The organism is Arcobacter cryaerophilus gv. crypticus (genome assembly GCF_002993025.1).
In the GTDB taxonomy this organism is placed as follows: domain Bacteria; phylum Campylobacterota; class Campylobacteria; order Campylobacterales; family Arcobacteraceae; genus Aliarcobacter; species Aliarcobacter cryaerophilus_B.
Genome location: NZ_NXGI01000018.1, coordinates 1 through 5,072 on the forward strand (window position 1 = coordinate 1; position 5,072 = coordinate 5,072).

The following is a 5,072-nucleotide window of genomic DNA, read 5'->3' on the forward strand; positions in this document are numbered from 1 at the left end:
TAAGAGGTGGTTCAATGAGAGAATATTTAGCAAAAAAATAAAAACATTTGGCCACTTATGATATAATTTTGTAAGAATACTTTTTAACTCCTCAACTGGCCAAGTCTTTATGCGTTTGGGTGGCCAAATTCATGCGTCTCAACAATATGGTTAAATAAAACTTGATCTGGCTACACTAAATAGGACATAGAAAATAACTATGTTAAAATTAGTGAAAGCGGAGAATAAAAATGAGAAAAAGTAATTACTCACAAGAGTTTAGAGAATCAACTATAAAATTTTGTATTGATAATAGTGATAGATCAATTTCAAGCATTGCTAGAGATTTAGGATTAAATAAAGGAACTTTAGCTTTATGGGTAAATGAGTACAAAGCTAAAAATAATTTGTTACCTGTAAATGATTTAAAGAATGAGACTTTAGAGCAAGAGAATAAAAGACTTAAAAAAGAACTTGCAATTTTAAAACAAGAAAAAGAGATATTCTTGTGCTTGCACTCTCTGTGAGAAAAAAGGCAGCAGCATACTTTGCAAAAGAAACTCTATAAAGTATGCTTGGATAAAAGAACACTCAAAGAGTTTTAATGTACAGCTTATGTGTAAACTTTTTAAAGTTAGCAGAAGTTGCTACTACAACTGGATTGAAAAAGGTTCTATTGTAAATAAAATTGATAAAGATTTAAATAATCTCATTAAAATCATTTTTGAACATTCATGTGCAACTTATGGAACAAGAAGATTAAAAGAGGTTTTAAAACAAAGATATGGTCTTATAGTTTCAAGAAGAAAAATTCAAAGAACTCTGAAATATTTAAATCTAAAAGTAAAAATGAAACGAAGATTTAAAGTAATTACAACAACATCAAATCATACTCTACCAATTGCACCAAATCATCTAAATAGAGATTTTTATAGCTCACAAATAGATAAAGTTTATGTTGGAGACATTACATATATTCCAACAAATGAGGGATGGTTATATTTGGCTGTTGTAATCGATATTTACTCAAGAAAAGTTGTTGGATGGTCTATGAATTATAGTTTAAAAACTTCACTTGTTAATGATGCACTATTAATGGCATTAAAAAGAAGAAATCCTTCTAAAGGACTAATTTATCATACTGATAGAGGAAGTCAGTATGCCTCTTATGAACATAAAAATCTTTTAGAAAAATATGGGATAGTTCAAAGTATGAGTAGAAAAGGAGATTGCTGGGATAATGCAGTTGCAGAGAGTTTTTTTCATTCTCTAAAAACTGAATTAATTCATCATGAGAAATTTATATCAAGAAAACAAGCAAGTGAAAAAATATTTGAATATATAGAGATTTTTTACAATAGACAAAGATTACATTCATCAAATGGATATATGTCTCCAAGTGAATTTGAAGATAAAATGTTACGTTTTGAAATGGTTAGTTAAATTAATCTTTTTTTGTCCTATAAAGTGTTGACAGATCAACTGTTCTATAATCAAAACATGGCTTTATTATATAAATTTTACGATATTTTATAAATGGAAAATAATCAACAAAAAAATGTTTAAATATATACAGTGAATAAATATCTATCTAATTTATCTAGATAGATTTTAAATAAAAAACTCAATTAACACTATAGCTCAACAAGTTTAATAAGTTCAGAATATTATATTGCAATTATTAAAATCAGTAAAAATCAGTAAAATACACATATAATTTAATCATATAATTTCAATAACCAATAAGGTTAAAACAAAAAAAGGATAAAAAATGTCAAAAGCATTCTATGGACCAAGATGGGGACAAACTGATAAATGGGGAAAACCTAAATGTACAAATAGAACATATCAAAATGGAGGGCTAAAATATAATAAAAAGAAATCTAAAAATGATTAAACTTGACTGTAAATTTAACTCTAGATAACATATTAAAGTTATCTAGAGTATCTAATCTAGGTGTGATTCTTTACCAAGATCACTATTTTTCCTTATTTTTTCCAATTCGCTTAATAATAATGTAAATGCTTCATTTACATTATTATTTCCTTGTATGTCTTTATAATAATTTAACTCTCGAATTGTTGAGTTTAAATTTAATGGAGATATTTTTTTAATATCAATTATATTATTTAATTCTTTTTTTAAATTTGTTACATCATTTTGTAGCATATAAAATTCTAATTTACTTATAAAATACCACCAACTTGATTCTACTTTTACTTCTTTCCATTTTTTTACATAATTAGAGAATTCTTTTTCATAATCTAAATTTGTTAATATATACAAAATATTTATTAAAGAATAATAGCTTTTTTCCAATTCGAATGTTCTTTTATATAATTGCAAAGATTTTACTAAAGATTCTTCATCCGTATCTTTATAACCAATCCTTTTATAAGATGCGGCTAATAAATTTATCAATTCAATCTCATTACAAACGTTAAAATCAAAACTATTTTCTAATGTTTCTATTGCTTTTTCATCATTTTGAGAATTTGAAAAATATTTAGCTTTTATAGAAACAATATATTTTTTAAAATATTCAGAAATATCTTTTTGTTCAATAAAATAAATTAACTCTAAAATAATTTCATTATTTGGAATTTTTTCGAAAGAATTTAAAAGTAATACAATCAAAAAATCATTAGAATAAATATATGATTTTTCGTTAAAGATTTTTTTAATTTCTTTAATTATTGTATCTTCTGAATTATTTAAAATACTTAATAATTTATTGATATCTTCTTGTTTTAAATTAAAACCATAATCTTTAATTTTTGGTCTAATATCTTTTATTGATAATAAATTTAAATCTTCAAAATTTTTATACATCTTTTTCATAAACCAATCATAGGAAATTTCATGAATATTACAAAAGTTTTCAATAAATTTTGCTTCTTTTTCATAACTTCTTTTAACTTCTTTATCAGAAAGTAAATTTACATTCTTTAAATATTGTCTAATTGAAGAAGAAGTTTTATATCCATTTATTTTATCAAATTCTGTTTTAGATATTTTACTATTTCTGTCTTCAAGATTAAAATATTTATCACATTTCTTCAAATAATCTTCTAATTTAATAGATAAATATTTAGAAAATTGATCTTTTGAATAAACTGGTTTAATAAATTTTTCTCTTAAAAAATCAATTTTTGATGGCCAGTCCAAATACTTAACACTAAAATTATCTATTAGTACTTTTTCAAAACTATCAACATTGGACATATCGCAATATTTTAAATAAATTTTATATATTTTTAAAATATCTTTTAACTCAGTAAGATAATTATCTTCATTTATATTTTCTTTTAATAAAAGCTTCTTTATTTCTTTACAATCCATAATTTTCCTTGATTAATTACATTAAAATTATAATATAAATACATTAGATAAAATCTAAATTCCAAAAAAGTATCATAAATCATATAAAATATATTTAGTACGATTTATAATCGTACTAAATATTTATAAATAAATCAGGTAGTTAGAACGACTCTTTTATATTATTTAATAAATTATATTTATCGCAACCAATTTGTATACCAGAATCACATACTTTTTTATAAAATTCTTTAGCGATTATATAATCTTGTTTTACTCCTTCTCCATTTTCATACATAATCCCGAGTTTGTATTGAGCATCAGAATCACCTTGAATAGCTGCTTTTTCAAAATATTCTATCACTTTATTATAGTCTCGTTTTATTATTTTACCATCTCTATAAATAATACCTAAATTATATTGCGTCTCTGCAATACCTTTAACAACTGCTTTTTCATGTAAATATAATACTTTTTTATAATCTTGTTTTACTCCTTCACCGTTATAATACATAACTCCAAGATTATGTAATGATTCTGGAAAATCATGATTAGCTGCTTTTTCAAAATATTCTATCGCTTTTTTATAATCTTGTTTTACTCCTTCACCGTTAGAATACATAACTCCAAGATTATGTTGTGCTTCTGTAAAACCCTGATTAGCTGCTTGTTCCAAATAATATATTGCTTTGTCATAGTCTTGTATTACGATTTTACCTTTATAATATAAAAAACCAAGATAATTTTGAGCTTTTCCAAAACCAAGAGAAGCTGAACTCTTAAAATATTCTAATGCCTCTTTATAATCTTGTTGTATAATCTCCCCTTCGTAAAATAAAACTCCAAGATTATATTGAGCAAGAGCGTTACCAAGAGAAGCTGATTTTTTAAAATATTCTAATGCTTTTGTATTATCTTGATTTACAACATATCCTTTTAAATACATGTATCCTAGAATAAATATTGCCTTACTATGATTCATTGAAGACAAATATTCAAAAATTGATAAAGCTTTGTTATAATCACCATTTTTTAAAGCCTTATAACCATCTTCTAAATCTACACCAAAAGACAAGTTAAAAACAAGCACTACACTAATTATAGTTTTCTTCAATTTATTTTCCTTGTTACTTAATATTACTTTTATAATCAATTATTATTTTTATATTTAGCCTTTTCTTATATGATTTTATTTATTTTTGTTGACTTTTTTACCATCAATAAATATCGATGTGTTTCCACTTTTTGATGAATAAACAGTAACTTTTTGGCTTCCATTATGGTAATTATCCCATGTTCCATCATATTTATCTTTTGTTGAACTTACTTTTTTGTATTCTTTTGACATTTTGTATCCTTAATTTTTTTAACCTTATTGGTTAACGAAATTATATGATTAAATTATATATTTATTTTACTGATTTTTACTGAAAATGCCAATATAGATATATCTATAAGTTTATATTAGGATATTTTTTTTGACATGACTGAATGATGTTGGAATTAATACTTTTAATATTTAAATAATTATAATTATGCTTTATAATTAATTCATCTGTAGTTAAAAAATCATTTTCTTTTTTATTTGTATCGTAAATACATTCTATAATAGGTCTAACATCTTCTTTGGAATGACCCCAAGATAGTAGACACTTTTTTATTCAGTTAACACCTTGGGTTGAGTAACACTATCATTGTATCTTTTCTCAAATTCATTTGGACTTATAAAATCTAAAAAACTATGTCTTCTTTTTGAGTTATAAAACATTTC

The 5,072-nt window shown here is 23.6% G+C and carries 4 protein-coding genes and 1 pseudogene; 2 read left to right on the plus strand and 3 right to left on the minus strand.

The annotated features are described in order from the left end of the window. The first annotated feature begins 230 nt into the window (after positions 1-230). Both CJ670_RS08235 and CJ670_RS11075 read left to right on the plus strand, forming a co-directional pair. Positions 231-1,422: pseudogene (locus tag CJ670_RS08235) on the plus strand (IS3 family transposase). A gap of 328 nt (positions 1,423-1,750) precedes the next feature. Further along, positions 1,751-1,876: a hypothetical protein gene (locus CJ670_RS11075; protein WP_260933106.1), complete on the plus strand. Its 126-nt coding sequence runs from the start codon at positions 1,751-1,753 to the stop codon at positions 1,874-1,876. Positions 1,877-1,927: 51 nt separating this feature from the next. Here the strand turns inward: CJ670_RS11075 and CJ670_RS08240 are convergent, their stop codons facing one another. The 3 genes from CJ670_RS08240 to CJ670_RS10870 all read right to left on the minus strand — a co-directional run bounded on the left by CJ670_RS08240 (position 1,928) and on the right by CJ670_RS10870 (position 4,649). Continuing rightward, a complete protein-coding gene (locus tag CJ670_RS08240; RefSeq protein ID WP_105939617.1) occupies positions 1,928-3,322 on the minus strand; it encodes a tetratricopeptide repeat-containing protein in 1,395 nt (464 codons plus the stop codon). Positions 3,323-3,464: 142 nt separating this feature from the next. Continuing rightward, positions 3,465-4,415, minus strand: coding sequence for an SEL1-like repeat protein (locus CJ670_RS08245; RefSeq protein ID WP_105939618.1), 951 nt, complete (start codon positions 4,413-4,415; stop codon positions 3,465-3,467). A 75-nt stretch (positions 4,416-4,490) separates the two neighbouring features. After that, positions 4,491-4,649 carry a hypothetical protein gene (locus CJ670_RS10870; protein ID WP_165785203.1) on the minus strand — a complete coding sequence of 53 codons (159 nt, stop codon included), beginning with the start codon at positions 4,647-4,649 and terminating at the stop codon, positions 4,491-4,493. Positions 4,650-5,072 lie beyond the last annotated feature (423 nt).

Bases quoted from the DNA above. Each gene is read 5' to 3' on its own strand.
- CJ670_RS11075 (WP_260933106.1), top strand. From the start codon at position 1,751: ATGTCAAAAGCATTCTATGGACCAAGATGGGGACAAACTGATAAATGG.
- CJ670_RS08240 (WP_105939617.1), bottom strand. From the start codon at position 3,322: ATGGATTGTAAAGAAATAAAGAAGCTTTTATTAAAAGAAAATATAAAT.
- CJ670_RS10870 (WP_165785203.1), bottom strand. From the start codon at position 4,649: ATGTCAAAAGAATACAAAAAAGTAAGTTCAACAAAAGATAAATATGAT.